Raw genomic sequence first — 23,400 nt, 5'->3', positions numbered from 1 at the left:
CATATTAAACTAAATTATGAATTTTGGCATATTGTAATAACATTATGGTTTTGGCATCTTTTATTTCGCCAGTTTCTATCATAACATATGCTTGAGCAAAAGGAATTTCAATTACTTCTATTTCTTCATGCTCATGTTCTAATCCACCTCCAGAACTCACTTTCATGCTTGAATTGTATTCTGCTATAAAGTAGTGCAGGATTTCTGTAACTGCTCCAGGAGACATGTATGCTTCAAAGATCTTTCTTACACTATGCAAGCGGTATCCGGTTTCTTCTTCAGTTTCACGGATGATGCAAGCTTCTGGGTTGTCTTCGTCTAATAGACCAGCGCAAACTTCGATTAATAGTCCGCTTTTATTTCCGTTTAAGTAAGTTGGAAGTCTAAATTGTCGTGTTAAAATAACTGTACCTTTTAATGTATTGTACAGTAAAATTGCAGCACCATTACCTCTGTCGTAAACTTCTCGTTCTTGGATAGCCCATGTATTATCTTTTTTTTGATAATCTATAGTGACTTTATTAAGAGTGTACCAATTGTCTGACAGTAATTCTGTTTTTTTTATTTTGAATCTGGGATTGTCCATTATTTTGTTTTAAAGGGTATAAAAAAACGCTCTGAATTTCAGAGCGTTTGGTGTTTTATTTTAATATAGTTTGCTTTCTGTCTGGTCCCACAGAAACAATTTTGATTGGTACTTCAACTTCTTTTTCTATAAATTCTATGTACTCTTTTAGTTCAATAGGTAATTCCTCATAAGTAGTCATTCCTGTTAAGTCTTGATGCCATCCTTTGAATTCTTTGAATATTGGAGTAACATTCTCTGGTTCTATATTGTAAGGGAAATGAGAGATTGCTTTTCCTTTGTAGTTGTAGTCTGTACAAACTTTCAAGGTTTCAAATCCAGAAAGGACATCACCTTTCATCATCATTAATTGTGTTACGCCATTGATTTGAACAGCATATTTTAAGGCTACCAAATCCAACCATCCGCAACGTCTTTGTCTTCCAGTTACTGAACCAAATTCGTTTCCTACGCTGGCCATTGTTGCACCATCTTCGTCAAAAAGTTCAGTAGGAAAAGGACCGCTACCAACACGAGTTACGTATGCTTTGAAAATTCCGTATACTTCTTTGATTCTGTTTGGAGCAATTCCTAAACCTGTACAAGCACCTGCTGCAGTAGTATTTGAAGAAGTAACAAATGGATAGGTTCCAAAGTCAACATCTAATAATGAACCTTGAGCACCTTCGCAAAGAATAGATTTTCCAGCTCTTTGTGCTTGGTTTAAATATTCTTCACTATCAATAAAATCTAATGTTTTTAATACTTCAATAGATTCGAAGAATTCTATTTCCATTTCGGCTAGATTGTATTGAATGTTAACATCGTAGAATTTAATCATTTCTTCGTGTTTGTCAGCCAATGCTCTGTAACGTTCTTTAAAATCTTCTAGTTCAATATCTCCAACTCGAATACCGTTTCTTCCAGTTTTGTCCATGTATGTTGGTCCAATACCTTTAAGTGTAGATCCGATTTTTGCTTTTCCTTTTGAAGCTTCAGAAGCGGCATCCAGTAATCGATGTGTTGGTAAAATTAAATGTGCTTTTCTAGAGATGATTAATTTACTTTTTATATCTAAATTAAATTTCTCTAAACCTTCTAATTCTTTTTGAAAAACTACGGGGTCAATTACCACTCCGTTTCCAATAATGTTTATGGCTGTTTTGTGAAAAATCCCAGAAGGAATGGTTCTAAGGACGTGTTTAATTCCGTCAAATTCTAAAGTATGTCCGGCATTTGGACCTCCTTGAAAACGAGCAATAATGTCGTAATTTGAGGTAAGAACGTCAACAATTTTCCCTTTTCCTTCATCTCCCCATTGTAATCCTAATAATAAATCTACAGTCATTCTATGTTTTATTTGTAGTTAATTTTCTATTGTATTTTCTGTGTTTTCTTTTTTCTTGTTTCCGTAAAAGTATAGGGAATGGTTGGTTATCTCGATATCAAAAATTTGTTCAATTGTTTTTTTGATGGTTTGAATTCTTGGATCACAAAACTCAATTACTTCTCCAGTATCGGTCATGATTATGTGATCGTGTTGTTTATCGAAATATGATTTTTCGTAATGGGCTTGATTTTGTCCAAATTGATGTTTGCGAACTAAAGCACAGTCTAATAATAATTCGATGGTATTATATAAGGTTGCTCTACTGACACGGTAGTTTTTGTTTTTCATTTTGAGGTATAGGTTTTCTATATCAAAATGTTCTTCACTTTCGTATATTTCTTTTAGGATAGCATAACGTTCGGGTGTTTTGCGATGTCCTTTGTTTTCAAGATACATTGTAAAAACGTTTTTTACAATCTCTTGATTTTTGTTGTTATCTGTGGAAATGAGTGTCATATCTTGCAAAGATAAATTTTTATTTTTAATGTGTAAAAAATTAGAGTTTTAATTCTAATTCAGTATTTGATTTATTGTTGACTTTTTAATTAAAAAAATATTGTTTTTTGTGAATTGTGTTTTCTGTCCGACCGCGTGAGGGATAGACGCTGGCTACCGAAGTAGCGCATATAGCCCGACCCTGTTGAGTAAAGGGGCTTTGTGAGCGGTGCTATAGGTAAGCCCCATTGCTTAATAGGGTCACGCCCAAATGATTTTTGTAACTATTTGATTTAATTGTGATTTTAACAATATTGTGTGTAAAAGTTTTATTTGTGATTGTTGGTTTTGTACACACGAGTTACTTTGTCAATTCCATCAATTTTCTTTATGTTGTCCATTAATTTTTTCAAAATAGTGATGTTTGGGACAATAACGGATAATTGCCCTTTGAAAATTCCGGCATCCCCACTAAGCGATATGCTTTGAATGTTGACATTCATGTTGTTCGAAATTACTTTTGTCAATTCGTTTGTCAATCCCAAAGTGTCCATTCCCATGATATTTATGGTGGCTTTAAAATCTTGTTGCGTTGAGTCAATCCACTTGGCCTGCATGATGCGGTATGCATAATTAGACTGTAACGAAATGGCATTTGGACAGTCTTTTTTGTGGATTTTTATACCTTCATTGATGGTTACAAATCCAAAAACTTCGTCTCCTGGAATGGGATTGCAACACGTTGAAAGTTTGTAATCGAGTTTGTCTTGGGTTTTTCCAAAAACAAGCATATCATAGTTGCTACTGATGACTTGCTTGTGTATGTCTTCGTCGGCTGTACTACTGTTTCGCTTGATTTTATTTTTGAAAAAGTTGATTAAGGTGTTGCTTTTTTGAGCGGCATAATCTTTTAATTGTTGGTTGTCGATAGATCCAACACCAACTCTGTAAAATAAATCTAGGCTTGTTTTTAATTTAAAAAAGTTAACCAGCTCGTTTATTGATTGCTCATTTAGCGTTATTTTTAGGTGTTTGAGTTTGCGGGTTAAAAGCTCTTTTCCGTCTTCGGCAATTTTCTTGGTGTTCTCGTTGAGGACATTTCTAATTTTATTTTTGGCTCTTGAGGTTGTTACATAATCCAGCCAGTTGATGGTAGGTTTTTGATTGGGAGACGTTATTATTTCGACTTGATCACCACTTTTTAATTCGTAATTTAAGGGGACTAGTTTACCATTGACTCTGGTTCCTCTTGTTTTTATTCCAATTTCGGAGTGAATACTGAAAGCGAAATCAAGAGAGGTCGCACCTTTGGGTAAAGATTTGATTTCTCCTTTTGGGGTAAAAATGTAAATTTCCTTGGAGTACAAATTCATTTTAAAATCTTCGACAAAATCGACTGCACTTGTTTCCGAATTTTCTAAGGCTTCTTTTAAAAGATTTAACCAAACGTCGAGACCATTTTCTTCAGTGGCTCCGTTTTTGTATTTGTAATGTGCCGCATACCCTTTTTCGGCAATTTCATCCATTCGCTCACTTCGAACTTGTACTTCGACCCAACGTCCTTTTGGTCCCATTACGGTAATGTGTAGAGCCTCGTAACCAGTTGATTTTGGAGATGAAATCCAGTCTCGTAGTCGGCTTGGACTTGGTCTATAATGGTCTGTTACGATGGAATATATTTTCCAAGCTAGGAATTTTTCATCGTGAGGATTGGATTTATAAACGATACGTAAAGCAAATTTATCATAGACTTCGTCGAAACTTACATTTTGCGCCAACATTTTTCTGTTGATGGAATAAATAGATTTTGGTCGTCCTTTGATGATGTAATCTATATTTTCTTCGTTTAGTGCTTTTTTGAGTACTTCAGAAATGTCTTTGATATAAAGATCTTGTTCTTCCTTGGTTTCTCTAATTTTACTAACTATCGAATTGTATCGTTCAGGATCGGTATATTTTAAACCTAAATCTTCAAGTTTGTTTTTTATTTTATAAAGGCCTAAACGATGTGCCAAAGGAGCATAAATGTATAAAGTCTCAGAAGCTAGTTTCACTTGTTTGTGATCTTCCATAGAGTCCATAGTGAGCATGTTATGCAATCTATCGGCTATTTTTATGAGGATTACCCGAACATCATCGTTGAGTGTCAAAAGCATTCTACGAAAATTCTCGGCTTGCATGGAAACATTAAGGTCTTTTTGTACCAAAGATATTTTGGTTAATCCTTCAACCAATTGAGCGATTTTGGGATTAAACATTTTTTCAATGTCTTTGACTGTAATTGGGGTGTCTTCGACAACGTCGTGCATTAAGGCCGCAGCGATTGAAGTTGCACCTAAACCAATATCAGAAGCAACAATTTTGGCTACTGCAATGGGATGGAAAATATAGGCTTCTCCTGATTTACGGCGTTGGTCTTTATGGGCATCAACAGCCACGTCAAAAGCCTTGCGTATCAGTTTTTTATCCTCTGTAGTCAAAGTTTGATAACTGATGCGTAATAGCTCTTTGTATTCTTGAGCAATTGCTTTATTTTCTTTTTCTATATCGATTTCTATCATAACGGCATGGTTCAATTCTTAAAAATAAGAAATTTTTAAAGAATATACAAGGTTTTAATGTTTGGATTTTAGATTTTAGGACCACAGGTTTTAAAATCTGAAATACGTAATCTGTCATCAAAAACCTCTTTGTCTTTTGGCTTCAAATATCAAAATCGCTGCGGCAACGGATACATTCATACTGTCTATTTCTCCTTGCATAGGTATAATAATGTTTTGAGTCGCTGCGTCTCGCCATTCTTGTGTTAATCCAGTAGCTTCTGTACCTACTACTAAAGCCGTTGGAGAGGTGTAATCTTGAGTGTGGTAGGAAGTCGAGTTTTGTAGTGTAGCACAATAAAAATTGATGTTTCTTTCTTTCAAAAAAGCAATGATTTCAGTTGTTGATCCTGTCGCTATTTGATTGGTAAACAAACAACCTACGCTGGATCTCACAACATTTGGGTTGTACAAATCGCTTTTTGGATTCGCAATAATAACGGCATCCAGATTGGCAGCGTCGGCTGTACGCAATAAAGCACCTATATTTCCTGGTTTTTCGGGTGCTTCTGCTATAAGAATTAGTGGATTTTTGGATAATTGTAAATCGGATAGTTGCATCGATTTTGCTTTGGCAACAGCCAAAATGCCCTCTGTTGTATCTCTATAAGCCAATTTTTGATAGACTTCTTTGTTAATCTCTATTAAATCAGCATTATTCCAAAGTTTTCTAGTTTCAGTTTCAGAACAAACTTCGGGCAAAAATAAAAGGGTCTCTATTTCGTATCCGCCTTTTACCGCAATTTCGATTTCTCTTTTTCCTTCAATTAAAAAAGTACCCGATTGTTTTCGGGCTTTTGCTTTTTCTTGCAAGAGCACTAAGGATTTTATAAAAGGATTTTGTACGGAAGTGATTTGTTTCATTTTAAGATCTGAAATGTTAGAAGTAAGCAAAGTTACTACCTTTTTTTTAATCTCACTCTTTCAAATCCAATCTCGAAAACAAAATGGGACGCCATAAAAAAAATTACAAAATACCTCTAGCTTTGATCTCTAAGTATTTATTTATGGTATCCAATGTTAAATTTTCAGGTTGTGTAAGTACAGAATAGATGCCGTATTTTTTGAGCTCATTGACAATTAATCGTTTTTCGAAGGCAAATTTTTCAGCAATTACTTTATCATAAACTTCTTGAATGTTTTCGGCTTTGTTGTTTATGATTTCATTGAGTTCTGTATTGTTGAAAAAAATAACAACTAACAAATGATTTTTGGCAATTCCTTTTAAATAAGGTAATTGTCGATGTAAACCATCCATTGTTTCAAAATTGGTGTATAAAATAATTAAACTTCTTTGGTTGATATTTTTTTTGATATCGGTATACAATCTGCTGAAATCACTTTCAAAGTAATCGGTTTTAATATTGTATAAAGAATCTAGAATTTTTTGCATTTGAGAGGAACGTCTCTCGGCAAAAACACGATTTTCTACTTTTTTAGAAAAAGCAAACATTCCCGCTTTGTCTTGTTTTTTTAAGATTACACTTGATAATACTAGTGTTGCATTGATGGCATAATCAAGTAAGCTAAGTCCGTTAAAAGGCATTTTCATGACTCTGCCTTTGTCAATTATCATATAAACGGACTGTGATTTTTCGTCTTGAAATTGATTGACCATAAGAGCATTTTTCTTGGCAGTCGCTTTCCAGTTTAAGGTTCTAATGTCATCGCCTTGTGTATATTCTTTGATTTGTTCAAATTCCATAGTGTGACCAATTTTTCTAATTTTCTTTATTCCATATTGAAATAAAGTATTAGAAAAAGCCATCAAACTGTATTTTCGCAATTGAATATAAGATGGATATGTGGGAACCATTCTGTTATGATCGAATTGGAAGCGTCTGGATATTAAATGTAATGGTGAAGAAACATACACATTCAAATTACCAAAATGGTATTCGCCTCGTTCAGTAGGTCGCAAAAAATAATTGATTTCATTTTCTGAAGAAGCCTTTATTTTTTGCTTGATTTCAAAATTTCGAATTTGAAATTGAAACGGAATTTCGTCAATTATTTTAACAGCTATTGGAAAAGTATAAAAGTTTTTAATACTGACTTTTATTTCATTGTCATCTCCATTGGACAGTTTTTCAGACAGGATTCTAGTTCCTTCGATTCCGCTTTTTGTAAAAAATATAATTAAGATGTCTAAGAATACAAAAGTCAAAAGTATAAGTAATAAATACCAAGTACCATTGTAAAGTGCAGGGAAAATAAAAGCACAGATGAACAATCCCACTATGCTTAAAAGGGAATAGAAAAAGAAATTATTGATGTATAAACTTTTGAATAGTTTCATATTTTAGGAATCTGAGGACTAAAATTATCTTGGAATTTCTACGCTTTCGAGAATTTGTTTAATAATTTCTATACTACTTATTCCTTCCATTTCGCGTTCTGGAGTAACAATAATTCGGTGTTGCAAAACAGGAATTGCTGCTTCTTTAATGTCTTCTGGAGTTACAAAATCGCGTCCACGAATAGCTGCGAAACCTTTGGCAGCATTCAGAATTGCAATTGAAGCACGTGGGGAAGCGCCCAAATATAAGAAAGCGTTCTCTCGAGTATTCACCACAATTTTCGCAATATATTCTAGCAAGTTGTGTTCAACTATGATTTGTTTCACCAAAGTTTGGTAGTATTTGATTTGATCCGATGACAGCAGTGTTTTTATATGGTCTAGTTTTCCGTGATCACGAAGCAAATGTTCTCTTTGAATAATCAGGATTTCCTCGTCTATTTTTGGATAATCAATGGATATTTTGAATAAAAAACGATCCAATTGTGCCTCGGGTAAACGATAGGTGCCTTCTTGTTCGATTGGGTTTTGAGTGGCAATTACCAAGAAAGGAGTGTCTAATGTATAAGTCGTGCCATCAATTGTAATTTGACGTTCTTCCATAACTTCAAAAAGAGCTGCCTGAGTTTTTGCAGGAGCACGATTAATTTCGTCAATCAAGACCAAGTTGGAAAAAATAGGACCTTTTTTGAATTCGAATTCTGATTTTTTTAAATCGAATACGGAGGTTCCTAAAATATCCGAAGGCATTAAATCTGGAGTGAATTGAATTCGGCTGAAATCAATATTCAAGGTTTTAGACAAAAGTTTGGCGGTTATGGTTTTGGCTACTCCAGGAACTCCTTCGAGCAAAACGTGACCATTTGATAAAATAGCAACAAGCAATTGATCAATCATTTTGCTTTGACCTACAATAACAGTGCCTAATTCTTCTTTTATGGCGTTGATACTTTCTAAAAGCGGTTCTAAATTTATTCTGGATTGAAAATTTACATTTTCGTTTGTGTTTTCTAGAGTGGTAGTTTCTTCCATATTTTTTAATAATTGTTTTTTGGCTTCAGAGGGTGTTTTTTGTATTTTAATCCGAATTATATATGCTCTATAATTTGTTAATTTACAATCTTTTCGATCGCATTATTGATTTGTATTAAGTCTTCTTCGACACTATGAAAACTGTTTTTTCGGTAAGCATTTATTAATGCAACAACATGTTGGATATCTTCTCGTTTCTTTCCAGATTTATGGTGAAGTTTTTGTATAAAATCGTGATCTAATTTAAGCGTTTCCATCAAGTATTCGTTTCTGATTTTTTCAAGAAAATAGATGATTTTTTTATCGATAATGGTATTGTGATCCCCTTCTTGATAATATAGGTTTCCAATGGTTTTTGTAAAATCTACTGTAGTGTTGGCTAACGGGATTTTTATAGGAACAATTCGTTGTTTTCTTTTGGCATTAAATAATATAAAAAGAATCATTCCGATTAAAAATAAATACCAAGCCCATTTTAGAGCGGGTTGACTTAAAATATACCGCATAGGAGATTGCGAAATCACTTCGCCATTTTGCTCATTGATACACCAAAAGACTTTCCCCATTGGGATATAAGACAATACTTTTTGGGCATATTCATAATGATTTCCTTTTAATAAGTGAAAATTAGTAAATGCCACCGGCTGAGTGTGAAGATAAAAGGAACCGGATTTGTAATTTACTTTTACAAAATTTACCCTAGTGCTGTCCCCATTTTGACATCCTAAAACAGTGGTGTTTTGAGAGTCAATTTTTGAAAAATAATTATTGTTTACCCCTTCAATTATTTTGTATTTTTTATTGCCAAGTCTCTTGTTTGTCACCCAGTTGTATATGCTGTCAGCGTACTTGTATTCATTATCCATTTTTAAATTCAAACTATCCAATAATTCATTTGGCAACGTTTCGGCGCTTATAAAAGCCGTATTTCCTTCGCCGACATACGAACAAATTTCGTTAACCGACTGTTTGTCAAAGTGGTCTATTTTTGAAATACTCAAAAACGTACCCTGTTCTTGATTATCATCATAAGAAGAATTGTTTTGAAAAAATTCGTAAGGAGTACTATTAAATTTTTCTATTTTTTGATTCTTCAAAAGTGATCCAATTTCGTTGTCCAAAACATAGAGTCCAAAAGGGATTTTATCTTTGAGCGAATAGGTTGGTGTCCAATCAATAGGTTTGGGACGATTACTATCAATAACTACAATAGTCACTAGAAGTAACACCAAAATGGAGATGTAAATTTGCAGTGTTCTATTCATTAAGTCTTAGATATTGTTTGTATTGATTTTTCAAAAGTCTTTCGAGTTTTGGCAAAAATGGCATCGTTCAATTCAAATTCGCCATACCAAATGTTGTTGTAGAGGTAAGATGCGTATGCGAAATCTTCTTTTTGCACAGGATTTTTTATTTCATAAAGATAATCTGAGTTTGTTTTTTCGATATCCCAGATAATGATTTGTTTTTCAGACATTTTTTTAAGCAACCAAAGATAATAATACCGTATCGTAAGTCTCTTTTCGTCAGATTGCAAGCTTTGGTTGATTAGTTTTTCAAAATCTACTAAATGGATGTTTTTTTCAATTTCATCGTAATTAATGATTTTTTTATCAGAGTTTTTTCCAAATACCCATTGGCCTTCTTTATTCATAATGGCTTTTACAATCATATAAATTACTGCAACAACTATACTAATAGCTATGATTTTAAGTAAAACGTTTACAAAATCAGATGCTGCTTTGTTGTTTTTGAATTCGAATAATTTACTAAAAAAATTAGCCAACCATTCTTTAAATCGATCCCAAGCGTTTTTTTCAGGAGTTTTAAATTCATAAATAAAAGGAGTGCTAGTATATTTTGTTTTAAAATTTTTTGCAAAAGGTTTCAATTCCACAAAAGCGGTATCGATTTTAATATCTTTTTGAGCTATTATTGCTTTTTCTTTTTTAGTTTCAACCAAAGTGTCTTGCGTTCCAATTTTGGAACAAAAGAAAAAGAGTATAAGGATTATGAATTTATTCAATTTCGGTACCAATTAAATCGATTTGGTTATTTGTGGTAAAATTTTCGGTGTCTTCATGTAAACTGTAATAAATAAGCCCTTGATTGATGACAATAAAATTATTAAAGATGTAGCTTATCAATACCGAAAGGACCATTATAACAGCCATAACAATACCAAAAGTAGAATAGTTATCCGTTTGTGAACTTCCATCTTGAGTAGATACTAGCATAGAACCAATTGTAAATAAATAAGGGATAATTGTGATAATTCCTTGAATAATCTGAATTAACATCAACATCAAAAAAGTCGTACCAACAATAGTCCAGAATTTTAGTTTGAGTAAGTAATATCCATTTGACAACGCTTTGAAAAAGCCCACATCATTTAGAATATAATCATGGTAGGATAGCATTACCCACGAAAAAAAAGCAATTCCGATAATGATAAACAATGGGAATCCGATGAGTATAAAACAAAGAACAACTAGGATTCCAAAAACAATAAAAGCCAAAGGCATAATGATACATGTAATTCCTAATAAAAAAACGAACATTTTGCCAATGTTTTTCTTTAGTTCTTTAGTAATATCTGGAGTAGAAAAATTAGTATTATTCTCTTTTTCAAATAATTTCAAATAAACAATTGGAAAAGTAATGTTGAGCATTGATAAAATAGCGATGACTATAATAGCTGTTATAAAACCTCCTACCACAAGAGTAATATTCTCACTGATGTAATTGGAAAAATAATTTGGATTGTTATTGAGGTTATTGGCGCCTGAAAAAAGCACTTCCATGTATATTTTTGAAATAAAATAGATCAAAACCATTAGAATCATTAAGAATATTCCATTTATAATAAAAAAGTTTTTAAAAAAGTGTTTTCCAAACGATTTAAAAAAAGTAACGGTGTCAGAGATATTGGCGCTTAAGTCACGCTCTTTGTAAAGTTCAAACATTAGGCAGATTGGTTTTTTTTGTAAACAATGAAAGGATAAATTAAATAGTAAAAGGAAATAATGGCTAGGGTAAATAAAATTATAAAACTGCTTAACCAGTTGGGCATATCAATAGAATATCTGGTGATGAATCCTTCTAGAAAGCCTGCTGCAATTGTAAAAGGAATGGTGCTTAACAGAATTTTGAAGCTATTTTTAAAACCAATTTTAAAAGAGTTAAATCTAGAATAGGTTCTAGGAAAAAGGATAGAAGCTCCTAGTATATATCCTGCAGCCGTTTCGATCACGATGCCGAAAATTTCCATAGAACCGTGAATCCAAATGCCTCTGACACTTTTCCAAAAAACACCTGATTGGTAGAAAAAATATTGAAATGATCCCAACATAATAGCATTTTGCAGCGAAATATAAAAGGTACCAATACCACCAAATATTCCAAAAATATAGCAAGTCATACCAACTTTTAAATTATTAAAAGTAATACCAATAAAACTACCCCAATTACTTCCTGATTTATAAATTGCTACTGGGTTTCCACCTTTGATGTTTTCTAAAGTTTCATTTACATATCCATCCCCCAATATTAAACGCACAAAATTTTCATCATATTTTGCGGAGACAACGCCAATGCAAACGGTTACAAAAAACAGTGTAAAAGCATAAACTAAATACCTGCGATATTCATAAACAATTAAAGGGACTTCGGTTTTGAAGAAAAAAAGCAAACGATTACTTTCCGTTCGTTTAGTTTTGTATATTTTTTGATAAATACTTGATGCTAAGAAATTTAAATAAACTACGGTTTTGCTTTTGGAGTAATAGGTTTGAGCATAAGACAAATCATTCATTAATTGAATGTATAAATTTGCCATTTCATCTGGATTTTTTTTAGCTTTACCAAAAATAGCTTGTTCAAATTCAAGCCATTTGTTTTTGTTAGTTTTAATAAATGCAATTTCTCTCATAGAAAGGCTAAAATAGGAAATATGTCAGAATTAACCATAAGTACTACACAAAATGTTGCTATAAATTTTAAAGCCGCTTCTGTTGGTGAAAGAATGTCGGCTAGTATGTTGGATTTTTTTATAAAGGTGGCCTATTGTATTGTTGTTATTTATTTTTTCTTTAATTTGTTGGGCTTTTCCAAATTATTGGAATCTGTTGACATGTGGTCTAGAATGGCGGTGATTATCATTTTTTTCTTTCCAGTAATGATTTATTCGGTAACCCTCGAAAGCATTTTTGAAGGGCAAACCATCGGTAAAAAATTATTAAAAATAAAAGTTGTAAAAATAGAAGGCTATCAAGCCAGTTTCGGAGATTATCTTATTCGTTGGCTTTTTAGAATTATAGAAAATAATATGCTAGGAGGACTAATAGGATTAGTAGCGATGATAGTCAATGACAAAACACGTCGTATGGGTGATATTGCAGCAGGTACAGCAGTGATTACACTAAAAAACAATGTGACAATCGATAGTACAATTCTTGAAGAAATAGGAGATGCCTATCAGCCCGTTTATCCATTAGTGATAAAACTTTCAGATAACGATATGCGAATAATAAAAGAAACTTTTTTAATTGCAGAAAAAAATGGCGATTTAGAAACCATTCAAAAATTATCCAATAAAATTCAAAGTGTAACAGGTATCAAAATGCAAACAACAAATCAAATTGCATTTATAAAAACAATTTTAAAAGATTATAATTTTTATACCCAAAATATGTAACAGATTTTTATAATTAAAAAAAAACAATTTGTTAAAACAAAATTTGCAATCTATAAACAGAAATCTCCATGTTTTATCTACTTGACATCATAGGAACTATGGCGTTTGCTATGTCAGGCGCTTTAACAGCAATGAACAAAAAATTAGATCCTTTTGGTGTTTTTATAATTGCATTTGTAACTGCAGTTGGAGGAGGAACGCTACGTGATGTTTTAATTGGCCGAACTCCAGTTGGCTGGATGCGAGATCTAAATTATGTTTACGTCATTACTTTGGGTTTTCTTTTGACCATAATTTTCCGAAAAAGATTGGATAAATTACGCAAATCGCTCGCATTATTCGATACCATCGGATTGGGCGTTTTTACACTTATCGGCATACAAAAAGGAATAGAATACAATCTTCATCCTGTAATTTGTATAGCATTAGGAACCCTAACAGCTTGTTTTGGGGGCGTAATACGAGATATATTGTGTACAGAAATCCCAGTTATTTTTCGCAAAGAAGTATATGCTACCATCTGTATTCTTGGTGGAATTGTTTTTTTTACCCTCAGAACTATGAATATAGATAATGACATTCTGTATTTAATCACCTCTTTGTTCATCATCATGGTTCGTTTATTAGCCAAAAAATACAAATGGCAATTATCACCTATAAATCATAAACGATAAAAAACGTTTGGACGAGACCACATTAAGGACAGTGGCCCAATATACAACCCGCTTATTCGGCCACTTTCCTTAATGCGGTCGGGCTATTGCCATTACTTCGGTAATTTGGCGCTATCCCTCTCGCAAGTAAACAAGAAATTTTGTGCTGATAAAGTAGTTTTTTACTTTTCCTATTCAAAATATTACCCTAATTGTGTACTTTTCCAGTCTTTAAACTTTACCTGTGAAAAACTACATCGTAAAACGTTACCAAAAGGAACACTATAGCATTTGGAATGATTTTATTAGTCGAGCCAAAAATGCTACATTCTTGTTTCATCGTGATTTCATGGACTATCATAATGATCGTTTTGAGGATTATTCCCTAATGGTTTTTGAGGAAAAAAAGTTAGTTGCGGTTTTGCCAGCCAATAGAGTTGGTAAGGTTATTTATTCCCATCAGGGTTTGAGTTATGGTTCAATTGTGATAAAAAAAAATATCAAAATAAAAGAGTATTTGATTCTTGTAGCGACTTTGATGCGGTTTTTAAATTCAAATGAAATAGAGTCTATTTATTTGAAACAATTGCCAAAAATTTATAATAAAGCTTTTTCTGAGGAATTTGATTATGTTACTTATTTAATGAAAGGAGAAATTTATCGTTCCGATTTGCATATGGTAATAGATAACGAGCAAGGTTATAAACCGAATAGAAATAGATTACGTGCTTTAAAAGTAGCAAATGAAAAGGGAATCGAAGTTCGATTGGAAAATGACTATGAAGATTTTTGGAATCAAATTTTAATACCGAATTTAAAGGCACGGTATAATGTTGCACCAGTTCATACACTTACTGAAATAAGTCTTCTAGCAGCATTATTTCCTAATCAAATCAAATTATACAATGCTTACTTATCAGGAATTATAAAAGCAGGAGTTGTTGTTTTCGTAATGGAAAACGTAGTTCATTTTCAATATAGTTCTGGTGATGAAGATCGGAATGATACCGCCTCTTTGGATGCGCTTTTTGATTTTATTATTCAAAAATATTCTGATAAAAAATACATTAGTTTCGGAAATTGTTCTGAAGAAAACGGATGTTTTTTAAATACAGGTTTGGCCTATTGGAAAGAAAGTTTTGGAGCAAAATCGATGATACAAAATTTTATAAAAATTAGCACAAAAAACTATAGTAAAATCGAGAGCGCCATAAAATGATACAATTCTTAGACTTAAAAAAAATAAACGAACCCTATGAAACCGCTTTTCAAGAAAAATTGAAATCGGTTTTAGCCAGCGGTTGGTATATTTTAGGAAAAGAAGTTCAGGTATTTGAAACCAATTTTGCTCAATATTGTGGAGCTCAATTTTGCATTGGAGTTGGGAATGGTTTGGATGCACTAACACTTATTTTTAAAGCCTATATTCAACTGGGTAAACTACAGAAAGGCGATGAGGTTATTGTGCCCGCCAATACGTATATTGCCAGCATACTCGCTATCCTTCAAGCCGATTTAGTGCCAGTTTTGGTCGAGCCAAAGTTGGAGACCTATAATATTGATCCAAGTTTAATTCAAAACAAAATAACACCGAGAACCAAAGCTATTCTCGTTGTTCATCTTTACGGTCAATTGGCCGAAATGGATGCCATAAATAAAATAGCCATTCAAAATAATTTAATTGTAGTCGAAGATGCTGCGCAATCGGCTGGAGCAAAAAGCCCCCTAACCCCCAAAGCAGGAATGGAAAAGTTTAGAAAAGCTCCCCCTTCGGGGGCGGGGGGGGCTGCTGCCTATAGTTTTTATCCCGGAAAAAATCTTGGAGCTCTTGGTGATGGTGGAGCAGTAGTGACAAATGATGCCGATCTTGCCAAAACAATAAAAGCACTTCGTAATTATGGCTCAGAAATTAAATATCACAATGATTTTATTGGCGTAAATTCTAGGCTCGATGAATTGCAAGCCGCTTTTTTAAACTTGAAATTACCCAATTTGGATTCCGATAATCAAAAGCGTAGAATTATAGCCAAACGTTATTTGTCTGAAGTGAAAAATGATAAAATTACGTTGCCTTTTTGGGATTTAAGCAGCAATCATGTTTTTCATCTTTTTGTTATTCGAACCCAAAATAGAGAGGATTTACAAAAGTATTTGGCAAAAAACAATATCGAAACCATGATTCATTATCCTATTCCACCTCACCAACAAAAGGCAATGGAATCTTGGAATGATTTATCTTTTCCCATAACCGAAAAAATACATCGGGAAGTTTTGAGTTTGCCAATAAGTCCTGTTTTGACAATGGATGAGGTGAGTTACTTTGTCACAATTTTAAATAAATATTAAAATTTTGACGGAAAGTAAATCTTCATACCTGCAAATTGTAAAAGCAACCTCTATTTTTGGTGGAATGCAATTTTTAAATATTATTATTTCAATTGTTAGAACAAAACTGATTGCGATATTTATTGGTCCGGCAGGAATGGGAATTATTTCGTTGTTGAATTCGGCATTGAATATGGTCAGCGGTGTTACTGGTTTAGGAATTGAAACCAGCGCCATAAAACATATTTCAGAACTGTATAATTCAGCCGATATAAACAGTGTTTCGCCAATAATTGCAATAGTTAAAAAAATTGCATTTGTAACTGGAATTTTTGGAAGCTTGGTGGTTGCATCGTTTTCAAGCTGTTTGAGTGAGCTTACTTTTGGGAATTCAAATTATACCTATTTGTTTATTTATTTGTCAATAACTTTGTTGTTTAAGCAGTTGTCTGTTGGACAAATGGTGGTCTTTCAAGGATTGCGGAAGTTAAAAATATTAGCGAAAGCTAATTTTTATGGAAATTTGATAGGATTGTTGTTCTCCATCCCGTTGTTTTACTTTTATAGAATTGACGCTATTGTGCCAACGATTGTGGTAACTTCTGTTTCTTCTTTGTTGGTGTCTTTTTATTATTCCAGAAATATTAAAATTGAGAAAACAGCTATTTCTAATGCTCAATTATTCGTTGAGGGAAAAAGCATTATCAAACTCGGAATAATGCTGACATTAAGTGGATTATTGACTTTATTGGCATCATACCTCATTCAGATTTATGTTGGAAAGAGTGGAGGACTGAAAGAAGTCGGTTTTTATAATGCGGGTTTTACATTACTGAATTCGTATGTCGGAATTGTTTTTACAGTTATGAGTACCGATTATTTTCCAAAATTATCTTCAATTTGTAACGATAACAAAAAAATCAGAGTTAGCGTAATGGAACAATCTTACATGTCCATCTTTATCATAACTCCAATAATAATTCTATTTTTGACTTTTGTTCCGCTTATCATAAAAATTTTATACACTTCAAAGTTTGTTTCGATTATACCGATGGTGTGTTTTGGAATACTGGCGATGTTGTTTCGGGCAGTTTCATGGTCAATGGGTTATATATTAATCGCCAAAGGTGATTCGAATGTATTTATTAAAACCGCTTTAGGATTTAACTTTTTGTCTGTTATTTTAAATATGCTTGGGTATTATTTTTATGGATTAGAAGGATTGGGGTTTAGTTTTTTGATTTACTACTTGATACACTTAATTGCCATAAAAATAATTACAAAGATGAGGTATGATTTCTATTTTGATGCTGAATTTTATTGTGCTTATTTGATTTGCATCATCATGTGTGTTGCCACTTTTTTTATGCGATTTATTCCAAATCCAATTTTAAAATATAGCTTGATGGCAGTAATGATATTACTGTCTTTAGGATTTGTTTTATATCATTTGAATAAAAAAATAGGTTTTAAATTTTTATTTAATTCGATAACTAAGAGAAAAAATGATTGATTTTGCTAAAAATAAATATCGAAAACTGCGAACGATTTATCATAAAATCAGGTTTTATTTTAAAGTAAATTGGATGAAAACGCTTTATTTCAATTGGAAAAAATTCCCTTTTTCAATTGCAAAAAAGCTTCCAGTTTTTTTCTATGGGAGAGTAAAATTCAGTTCGATAAAAGGAGAAATTATAATTCAAGGAAATGTGAAACGTGGAATGATAGGTTTTGGTCAGCCTTATGAAATGAATACCTTGCATAAAGGAATTGCCGAAGTTTTTATTGAGGGGAAAATGATTTTTAAGGGTCATGTGCAATTTGGGAAAGATTATTTTGTTTACGTAGGAGAAAAAGGTTCTTGTGAACTTGGGCATATGTCGTCTTTAGGTTCCAATGGTAAATTGATTTGTATCGAAAAAATAGTCTTAGGGGATTATTGCCGTATTGGTTCCGAGTCACAAATAATGGACACCAATTTCCATCAAATGATAGATACACTTACAGGCGAAAGATTCCCGATTACAGCTCCAATTTGTTTAGGGAATTACAATTATTTCGGGAATCGAGTTTCTATAATGTCAAAAACCCAAACACCAGATTATTGTACAATTGCTTCTAATAGTTTGTGCAATTCAGATTATTCTAAAGGGGGAACCAATATTCTAATTGGAGGAATTCCTGCAAAATTAATTAGAAAAAATATTTCAAGAGATTGGGAAGGGGAAAGAAGTGCTTTGGATGAAATATTGATTGTTTAGATTGAAAAAAAGGGGTTAATGGCGAAATACTTTTCTTTTAATCAACAAAACCCGCAATTCGATAAGCTTTAGAAACAAGCCAAAATCATTGATTCGTAAGGTGTGAATAATTTCGTGATGAACTCTTTTTTGAATAGCCAAATCTTCAGTTCTGGTTTGGTTTAGTGCTATTGCTTTTTTTAGGATTAAGTAAGTAGAATGATTTATTTTTCTGGCTCGGTTATCCCTTTTTTTAAAGAAATCACTTCCAAGTGAATTAGCAACTATTCGTTTTTGAACAAGAGGTTCGTCGATAAAATCAAATTCATAAACACGAGAAGCCCGTATCCAAAAATCCAAATCTTCATATGCAAGTTTTTCATCATAACCTTGTAAATGATCTAATACGGTTTTCTTAATCATTGCCGATACCGAACAAATACTATTACCACCAGAAAGAACCGATTGATAAATGTCTCCCGTAATTCGGTTTTCTATTGCTTTTTTTTGATTGTTTACAGGGAAATAATAAGAGTCAAAGGTTCCCTTTTCCGAAATTAATTCAACATTACCGTAAACAACTCCAAGGTTTGTGTATTGACTATTTTTGAAAGCATTAATTTGCAACGCCACACAATTAGGCAATAGCACATCATCAGCAGCCAAGTCAATTACATATTCTCCTTTGGCTAGTTTTAGCGCTTTGTTGAATGATTTTGTATTTCCTAAATTGGTTTCATTGGCGATAAACTGAATTTCAGGAATTTTTTCAAGCCAAGTTGTAATAATTGTTTTTGAGTTATCGCTACTGCAATCATCAACAATAATAAGTTCAATAGAAGGATACAATTGGTTAATGACAGAATTCAAAGTCTCAACTACGTAAGATTCGTGGTTGTAGCACAAACAAATAATAGTAACGAGTGGATTGTTCTGCATTATTTTTTAAAATAGTTATATTTGAAACGAAAATAACAAAACGAAAATGATATTGCGGCACAAAAAACATAAAATTGCATTAATCGGTTATCGATTAAGTGGTGGCGGCAGTGATAAAGTGATGGCGAATTTGTCTGTTTTCTTTGCTAAAAACAATATTGATGTTCATATTATCATTGTTTTGGATGAAGTTTCGTATCCGTATTCTGGGAAATTGGTCAATTTGGGTTTGTTGAAGAATAAAAGTAATGGCTTTTTCAATAAGATGAAACGATTGGATTCCTTGAGAAAGTATCTTAAAGAAAATGATTTTGATTTTATAATTGATTTTCGATTTCGAACCAAAGTCATACAGGAATTGGTTTTGGCTAGATTTATGTATAATGCTAAAACAATTTTTACAGTTCACAGTTTTTTGATTGACCATTATATGCCCAATAATTCTTGGTTGACACGATTAATGTACAACCATTGTTATGCCAATGTGGCAATAACCAATCAAATGGAAGAATTGATAGTCAAAAAACATCAATTGAAGAATGTAATTAGGATTCCAAATCCAGTTAATTTAGAAGAGATTTATGAAAAGTATGATGAACCAATTGCTGTAGATTTTGACTTTATAATTGCAATTGGACAATATGAAAATAATATAAAACAGTTTGACAAATTGATCTTGAGTTATGCCAATTCTGTTTTAAAGAACAAACAAATTCATCTTGTAATAGTGGGCGAAGGAGATAGTGAAGGATTGAAAAAAGTAGCAAAAGAATCTAATGTGGTTGATTTTGTTCACTTTTTAGGGTACCAAAATAATCCTTTCAACTATTTAAAAAACGCTCGATTTTTAGTTTTGAGTAGTAAAAATGAGGGCTTGCCAAATGTTATATTGGAATCATTGGCCTGCGGTACTCCAGTTGTTTCGTTTGATTGTCCTTGTGGACCAGGTGAAATGATTATTAATTATAAAAATGGAATTCTCGTAGAAGACCAAAATACAGAAAAACTAACCGAAGCAATGAATGTATTGGTGGAGAATGAAATAGTATATCAACATTGTAAACAAAATGCAAAAGAAAGTGTAACTCGCTTTTTGTTGGATACAATAGGAAAACAATGGTTGGATTTAATGCAAATCAAGACAATTTAATATGGAAACGATAAATGAGATTCAAGTATTAAAAATACCGGTTGTTGAAGATGTAAGAGGGAATTTAGGAATCATTCAAAGTGATTTTTTGCCCTTTGAATTCAAGCGGGTTTATTATCTTTTTGATGTGCCAAGTACTGCTTTTAGAGGAGGGCATGCTCATATCAATCAACAGGAAGTACTAATCGCTTTGAGTGGTAGTTTTGAAGTAACCGTAAATGACGGAATTGAAGAGAAGCGTTATTTGTTGAATAAACCGAATGTTGGCCTATTGATTCCAACGGGGATTTGGCGGGAGCTTGAAAATTTTTCTTCGGGTGCTGTGTGTTTGGTTTTGGCTTCGGATGATTTTTTGGAAGAGGATTATATAAGAGACTTTGATGAATTCTTGATTTCCAAAAAATGAAGTTGCTGTATATAGTTCCTAAATTAAATAATGAAGGTGGGGTCGCCAGAGTTTTGTCTTTAAAACTAAATTACCTTATCGAGAATTTTGGGTATGAAGTTCATGTTCTTACCCAAAATCATGGGAACTTTCCATTATTCTATTCTTTCAACGAAAAGATTGTTTTTCATGATATGATGCTGGAGGGAACGATTTTTAATTTCTTTAATTCTTATCGGAACTCTTTAAAATCGAAAATTCAAACCATTCAACCCGATGTCATTATTGTTTCGGATAATGGTTTAAAAGCCTTTACAATTCCATTTTTTCTATTTGCTAAAATCCCAATTGTTTTGGAATGTCACGGCTCAAAATACATTGAAGAAAGACCATTAAAGTCGAATTTAATTTCAAGATTTAAAAGTTCGCTCAAGTATAAATTCAAAGATTTTAGTGCTAATAAATTTTCGAAATTAGTAGCGTTGTCCAATGAAGGTTTGCTGGAATGGAATGTGAATAATAGTTTGGTTATTTCTAATCCATCGTGGATACAAAACGGAGAGTTATCAGATTTAAAGTCTAAAAAAGTAATTGCAGTTGCCCGGAATTCTTATGAGAAAGGACTCGATCGATTACTAATTATTTGGAAAAAAGTGATAGATAAACATTTCGATTGGATTTTGGATATTTATGGAGGTTCGGTGACGGATTTAAAGCAAACAATTTTAGAACAAGGATTGGAATTTAATGTGAATTTAAACGAACCTGTAAAAAATATTTCAGAAGAATACTTGTCTTCGGCGCTATTTGTTATGACTTCACGTTCCGAGGGATTTCCAATGGTTTTGCTTGAAGCAATGGCTTCAGGATTGCCTTGCCTTGCTTATGACTGCCCAATTGGTCCCAGAGCAATTATAAATGAAGGAGAAAATGGTTTTTTGATTGAAGATGGAAATGTTGATTCATTCGTTAAGAAACTGGAACTGCTTATTGATGATGAAAATTGGAGAATAAAAATGGGTGAAAATGCGAAAGAGAGTGTAAGAAAATATGATTTAGAGATTATAATGAAACAATGGAAAATGCTTTTTGAAAGTTTGGTAAAGCAATAATTACTTGGACTGCATACTGCAATAGTACCCCAATTTATAAAGATCAAATAGAAAAAGAGACGGATTTTTAGAAAGTAAATTAACTATTATCTTTGATTCTGTTTTCTTGAAAATGAAAGTTGTTATCGTAACTAATTTTAACTTTTTTAAAATAATATAAGCCGAATTGATCTTGCTGTCAATAGTAGAAAATTTATCTGAATTGACAATGTAAACTAGATTTTCAATAGCTGTTCTTGTTTTCTCTAAAAAAAGAATAGAAGTTTCTAAATTCAAATGAAAAGTTGGATTGTCAATATGAGAAATTTTAATATTCTTGGTTTCTAATTCGGATAAAAAACAAAGATCTTCATAACCATATTTTGTAATAGTTGCTTCAAAAGGATTTTGTTCTATAATTTCTTTTTTGATCAATAAATTAGAAGTTAATGCCCTGAAATTGGAATTTTTATTTCTAAATTCAACAGAAAGCGATTCTCTTTTCTTACCGTAAACCCAACGTAAAAGTTCTTCTTTGCTGGGTTTTTCATTCACATATTGAATTCCGCCAAAAACAACTGATGTATTTGGAATGACTGCACAATATTTTTGAATAAAATTATTTTGGGTTGGAAAAGTATCGCAATCCATGATGAGCAACCAGTCGAATTTCGATTTTTTGACTAATGAATTGATGTTCTCTCCTCTTCCTAGGTTGGAATTATTTATAAAAAAAGAACAATCATTTATGAATTCTATTTTTTGATTATCTATATTCCAATTTGAATTCGATGCATCATCCTGACACAAAATTTCGAACTCAATTCCACAATCTAAACATTGCTTATGTAATTCTAAAACAAGCGGATATACATTGTAATTGTACGTAGGAATAAGAATCGATAGCATTACACCGTTCTTTGTACCACTTCAAAAATGGTAGCATCTTCACATTTTAAGGTTTTACTAGGGAATTTCATTAGCAAGGCATAATCGTGAGTTGCCATAATAACTGTTTTGCCGTTGGCATTGATTTTTCTTAAAACTTCTAGCACTTCAATACTAGTCTGAGGGTCAAGATTTCCCGTTGGTTCGTCTGCAAGAATAAATTCTGGATCGTTCAATAAAGCTCTTGCTATAGCAACTCTTTGTTGTTCTCCTCCAGAAAGTTGGTGTGGCATTTTATTGGCAAAATCTTTCATGTTTACTTTAGAAAGTACTTCTTCAATTTTGGCATCCATTTCTTCTTTATCAACCCAACCCGTTGCTTTCAAAACAAAAAGCATATTGTCTTTTACGGAACGATCTGGTAATAATTTAAAATCTTGGAAAACAATTCCAATTTTTCTTCTCAAAAAAGGAATGTCATCCTCTTTTAAAGTAGCCAAATCAAATTCTACAATTTTGCCTTCTCCTTCTGTTAATGGTAAATCAGCATATAATGTTTTTAATAAACTACTTTTTCCAGAACCTGTTTTTCCTATGATGTAAATGAATTCGCCATGGTTGACTTCTAAATTAACATCAGATAAAATAATTTTTCCTTCTTGGTAAATGTTTACGTTTTTTAAAGACAGAACTGATTGTGACATAATAGAAA

Annotated in this window: 23 protein-coding genes; 9 read left to right on the top strand and 14 right to left on the bottom strand. The window is 32.4% G+C overall.

What is annotated here, in order from left to right; translation table 11 throughout:
• Window positions 1–4: 4 nt before the first annotated feature.
• The 11 genes from nudK to OYT91_RS08805 form a co-directional block, all read right to left on the bottom strand.
• Window positions 5–586 (bottom strand): GDP-mannose pyrophosphatase NudK, encoded by a 582-nt coding sequence (gene nudK / locus OYT91_RS08855; protein ID WP_281237674.1) that lies wholly within the window; start codon window positions 584–586, stop codon window positions 5–7.
• A 55-nt stretch (window positions 587–641) separates the two neighbouring features.
• Window positions 642–1,913: an adenylosuccinate synthase gene (locus OYT91_RS08850; protein WP_269222099.1), complete on the bottom strand. Its 1,272-nt coding sequence runs from the start codon at window positions 1,911–1,913 to the stop codon at window positions 642–644.
• 18 nt (window positions 1,914–1,931) lie between these two features.
• Window positions 1,932–2,411 (bottom strand): Fur family transcriptional regulator, encoded by a 480-nt coding sequence (locus OYT91_RS08845; RefSeq protein ID WP_269222100.1) that lies wholly within the window; start codon window positions 2,409–2,411, stop codon window positions 1,932–1,934.
• Between the two features lie 308 nt (window positions 2,412–2,719).
• Entirely contained in the window at window positions 2,720–4,951 is a 2,232-nt protein-coding gene (locus OYT91_RS08840) for a RelA/SpoT family protein (protein WP_269222101.1), read from the bottom strand.
• A gap of 117 nt (window positions 4,952–5,068) precedes the next feature.
• Window positions 5,069–5,854 (bottom strand): TrmH family RNA methyltransferase, encoded by a 786-nt coding sequence (locus OYT91_RS08835; protein ID WP_281237673.1) that lies wholly within the window; start codon window positions 5,852–5,854, stop codon window positions 5,069–5,071.
• A gap of 103 nt (window positions 5,855–5,957) precedes the next feature.
• Window positions 5,958–7,289 carry a DUF58 domain-containing protein gene (locus OYT91_RS08830; RefSeq protein ID WP_281237672.1) on the bottom strand — a complete coding sequence of 444 codons (1,332 nt, stop codon included), beginning with the start codon at window positions 7,287–7,289 and terminating at the stop codon, window positions 5,958–5,960.
• A 24-nt stretch (window positions 7,290–7,313) separates the two neighbouring features.
• Window positions 7,314–8,321 carry an AAA family ATPase gene (locus OYT91_RS08825; protein ID WP_281237671.1) on the bottom strand — a complete coding sequence of 336 codons (1,008 nt, stop codon included), beginning with the start codon at window positions 8,319–8,321 and terminating at the stop codon, window positions 7,314–7,316.
• A 77-nt stretch (window positions 8,322–8,398) separates the two neighbouring features.
• The gene (locus tag OYT91_RS08820; protein ID WP_281237670.1) at window positions 8,399–9,586 is read right to left on the bottom strand and encodes a DUF4350 family protein; all 1,188 of its coding nucleotides are present in this window, start codon (window positions 9,584–9,586) and stop codon (window positions 8,399–8,401) included.
• Window positions 9,586–10,347 (bottom strand): DUF4129 domain-containing protein, encoded by a 762-nt coding sequence (locus OYT91_RS08815; protein ID WP_281237669.1) that lies wholly within the window; start codon window positions 10,345–10,347, stop codon window positions 9,586–9,588. The genes OYT91_RS08820 and OYT91_RS08815 overlap by 1 nt, the downstream gene beginning before the upstream one ends.
• Window positions 10,340–11,287: a hypothetical protein gene (locus OYT91_RS08810; RefSeq protein WP_281240352.1), complete on the bottom strand. Its 948-nt coding sequence runs from the start codon at window positions 11,285–11,287 to the stop codon at window positions 10,340–10,342. Before OYT91_RS08810 ends, OYT91_RS08815 begins: the two co-directional genes overlap by 8 nt.
• Window positions 11,287–12,252, bottom strand: a complete 966-nt coding sequence (locus OYT91_RS08805) for a stage II sporulation protein M (protein WP_281240351.1) — start codon at window positions 12,250–12,252, stop codon at window positions 11,287–11,289. The genes OYT91_RS08810 and OYT91_RS08805 overlap by 1 nt, the downstream gene beginning before the upstream one ends.
• A 21-nt stretch (window positions 12,253–12,273) precedes the next feature.
• Between OYT91_RS08805 and OYT91_RS08800 the strand changes: the two genes are divergently transcribed.
• From OYT91_RS08800 to OYT91_RS08775, 6 genes are all read left to right on the top strand, one after another.
• Window positions 12,274–13,017 (top strand): RDD family protein, encoded by a 744-nt coding sequence (locus OYT91_RS08800; protein ID WP_281240350.1) that lies wholly within the window; start codon window positions 12,274–12,276, stop codon window positions 13,015–13,017.
• A 68-nt stretch (window positions 13,018–13,085) separates the two neighbouring features.
• A complete protein-coding gene (locus OYT91_RS08795; RefSeq protein WP_281240349.1) occupies window positions 13,086–13,691 on the top strand; it encodes a trimeric intracellular cation channel family protein in 606 nt (201 codons plus the stop codon).
• 223 nt (window positions 13,692–13,914) lie between these two features.
• Entirely contained in the window at window positions 13,915–14,889 is a 975-nt protein-coding gene (locus OYT91_RS08790) for a GNAT family N-acetyltransferase (RefSeq protein WP_281240348.1), read from the top strand.
• On the top strand, window positions 14,886–16,016 hold the full coding sequence (locus tag OYT91_RS08785; RefSeq protein WP_281240347.1) for a DegT/DnrJ/EryC1/StrS family aminotransferase: 1,131 nt from the start codon (window positions 14,886–14,888) through the stop codon (window positions 16,014–16,016). Before OYT91_RS08790 ends, OYT91_RS08785 begins: the two co-directional genes overlap by 4 nt.
• A gap of 4 nt (window positions 16,017–16,020) precedes the next feature.
• Window positions 16,021–17,508, top strand: coding sequence for an oligosaccharide flippase family protein (locus OYT91_RS08780; protein WP_281240346.1), 1,488 nt, complete (start codon window positions 16,021–16,023; stop codon window positions 17,506–17,508).
• Between the two features lie 73 nt (window positions 17,509–17,581).
• A complete protein-coding gene (locus OYT91_RS08775) occupies window positions 17,582–18,256 on the top strand; it encodes an acyltransferase (RefSeq protein ID WP_281240345.1) in 675 nt (224 codons plus the stop codon).
• A gap of 15 nt (window positions 18,257–18,271) precedes the next feature.
• Here the strand turns inward: OYT91_RS08775 and OYT91_RS08770 are convergent, their stop codons facing one another.
• The gene (locus OYT91_RS08770; protein ID WP_281240344.1) at window positions 18,272–19,174 is read right to left on the bottom strand and encodes a glycosyltransferase family 2 protein; all 903 of its coding nucleotides are present in this window, start codon (window positions 19,172–19,174) and stop codon (window positions 18,272–18,274) included.
• Between the two features lie 46 nt (window positions 19,175–19,220).
• On the opposite strand from OYT91_RS08770, the gene OYT91_RS08765 reads away from it, so the two are divergent.
• The 3 genes from OYT91_RS08765 to OYT91_RS08755 are packed head-to-tail and all read left to right on the top strand — an operon-like array spanning window position 19,221 to window position 21,821.
• Entirely contained in the window at window positions 19,221–20,324 is a 1,104-nt protein-coding gene (locus tag OYT91_RS08765) for a glycosyltransferase (RefSeq protein ID WP_281240343.1), read from the top strand.
• 1 nt (window position 20,325) lies between these two features.
• Entirely contained in the window at window positions 20,326–20,730 is a 405-nt protein-coding gene (locus tag OYT91_RS08760) for a sugar 3,4-ketoisomerase (RefSeq protein WP_269222118.1), read from the top strand.
• Window positions 20,727–21,821 (top strand): glycosyltransferase family 4 protein, encoded by a 1,095-nt coding sequence (locus tag OYT91_RS08755; protein WP_281240342.1) that lies wholly within the window; start codon window positions 20,727–20,729, stop codon window positions 21,819–21,821. Before OYT91_RS08760 ends, OYT91_RS08755 begins: the two co-directional genes overlap by 4 nt.
• Here OYT91_RS08755 and OYT91_RS08750 read toward each other — a convergent pair whose 3' ends face one another.
• A complete protein-coding gene (locus tag OYT91_RS08750; RefSeq protein ID WP_281240341.1) occupies window positions 21,822–22,709 on the bottom strand; it encodes a glycosyltransferase family 2 protein in 888 nt (295 codons plus the stop codon).
• The gene (locus tag OYT91_RS08745) at window positions 22,709–23,392 is read right to left on the bottom strand and encodes a cell division ATP-binding protein FtsE (RefSeq protein WP_281240340.1); all 684 of its coding nucleotides are present in this window, start codon (window positions 23,390–23,392) and stop codon (window positions 22,709–22,711) included. Before OYT91_RS08745 ends, OYT91_RS08750 begins: the two co-directional genes overlap by 1 nt.
• Window positions 23,393–23,400: the final 8 nt, after the last annotated feature.

It is taken from the genome of Flavobacterium praedii (assembly GCF_026810365.1).
In the GTDB taxonomy this organism is placed as follows: domain Bacteria; phylum Bacteroidota; class Bacteroidia; order Flavobacteriales; family Flavobacteriaceae; genus Flavobacterium; species Flavobacterium praedii.
Note: the sequence above shows the minus strand (reverse complement) of the source record. Positions and strands in the feature narration are given on the sequence as shown.